This window comes from Candidatus Erwinia dacicola (assembly GCF_001756855.1).
Classification (GTDB): Bacteria; Pseudomonadota; Gammaproteobacteria; order Enterobacterales; family Enterobacteriaceae; genus Erwinia; species Erwinia dacicola.
This window is the reverse complement of the sequence record NZ_MAYS01000208.1, coordinates 1-1,391: the sequence shown is the minus strand read 5'-3', so window position 1 is coordinate 1,391 and position 1,391 is coordinate 1. Positions and strand designations below refer to the sequence as shown.

The window sequence follows — 1,391 nt, the reverse complement described above, 5'->3', positions numbered from 1 at the left end:
TATCTAGGACAGCCCCAAATTTAAATGGTTATCGGATTTCCTTTTTTTTGACAACCTTTATTTCTCTTGGTAGTTTTGTTTTACTGTCTGATTATAGGACAACAAGAAGTGCTTACTGTGACTAAAAAGACAAAAATTAGGCATCGAAATGGGATTAATCAAACTTTTGCATCGATGCCGTTGCCAGCCAGGAGAACTTTGTTCCTGATTATGGCGCAAATCGACACTAAGCCTCTGATAGAGGAAGGTAGAATATTTGAAGTTTCTGAGAAATCTTATTCGAAGTTGTGTGGTATTGATATTGATACAGCTTACGAACAGTTAAAAAAGGGAGCAGAACAGCTTCATGAGTAGTCATTAAAAATACCACAGGAAGAATTATTAAAAGCTTTTGCAAAGCGTCCTAGTAAGTTTTTTGAAAAAGAAAAGAGCTGGCGTGGAGTACGATCATTACATATCACAGACTCTTGTAGTTATGTAGATAATGAAGCAATTGTCCAAGTTAGATTTAGTCGACAAGTTGAACCATATATCTGCATGCTTGAAAAAGATTACACAACACAGGTTCTGTTAAGCTCCATACGCCTAACTGATACAAATGCAAGTAACTTGTATCAATACCTTAGAAAGCAAATCAGTGCTGGAAAGAAAAAATATTTCGAGATAGATATTGATGTTTTGAGGATTAATTTAGGAATAAATAAACATGAAACATATCAGCAGTTCAAATTCCTTAAAAGTCAATTCTTGGATAGATCAATAAAAAATAATTGAAGTTACTGAATTTTCAAAAATCGAAGTGACAATCACTGAGCGAAAAGGAAGGAAAGCGCATAAAGTTTGTATTTCGTATGAATACGAAGATGATGGTTTAAAACCTGCAATGTCAGTAAAAAAGATGATTACAGCCTAAAAATCCATAATGGTATTAACTCTCCGTGCATTCCTGACACTGAGATACCAAAAGGATTTAGAGGATCAAAAAAACAAAATTAACGCCAGCTGAATGGGAGGCAACCCAGACAGCCAGCTAACCCACACACTTGCATAACCAAGAGGTGAGCTATGAAAAATAGTACCGCGCTGCTGCGCGTAAAGAAAGGCTATCGTTATACCCGCCGCGAACTCGTTCGCTTTGCCAATACATCAAAATACCTGACTCCCCGTCAGCGTCAGCACCTTCGTATCGTTGGGGGTGTTGCATGAAATACACCTTCTGTATCAACAGACATGTGCATGACTCTCTCGGTCGTCCGGATATTCGCTTTGCCTGCTCAGATTGTGGAAACCTGAACATGGCGCTGACCGGATTCTTCTGGCGTGCAGCGCTCGTTGCCAGTCCAGTGAATGATCCAGAGGCGGCAGCATCTGAGTTCATGGTTAGGAATCTG

The 1,391-nt window shown here is 39.1% G+C and carries 1 protein-coding gene and 2 pseudogenes; all 3 read left to right on the top strand.

The annotated features are described in order from the left end of the window. The first annotated feature begins 108 nt into the window (after positions 1–108). A pseudogene (locus tag BBW68_RS20580) lies at positions 109–774 on the top strand (replication initiation protein). 291 nt (positions 775–1,065) lie between these two features. Further along, entirely contained in the window at positions 1,066–1,206 is a 141-nt protein-coding gene (locus tag BBW68_RS18775) for a hypothetical protein (RefSeq protein ID WP_186821292.1), read from the top strand. Beyond that, positions 1,203–1,391, top strand: a pseudogene (locus BBW68_RS19125) (hypothetical protein); the annotation flags it as partial. The gene BBW68_RS18775 and the pseudogene BBW68_RS19125, both read left to right, overlap by 4 nt.

Excerpts from the sequence above, each read along its gene's own strand:
- BBW68_RS18775 (WP_186821292.1), top strand. The coding sequence starts at position 1,066 with ATGAAAAATAGTACCGCGCTGCTGCGCGTAAAGAAAGGCTATCGTTAT.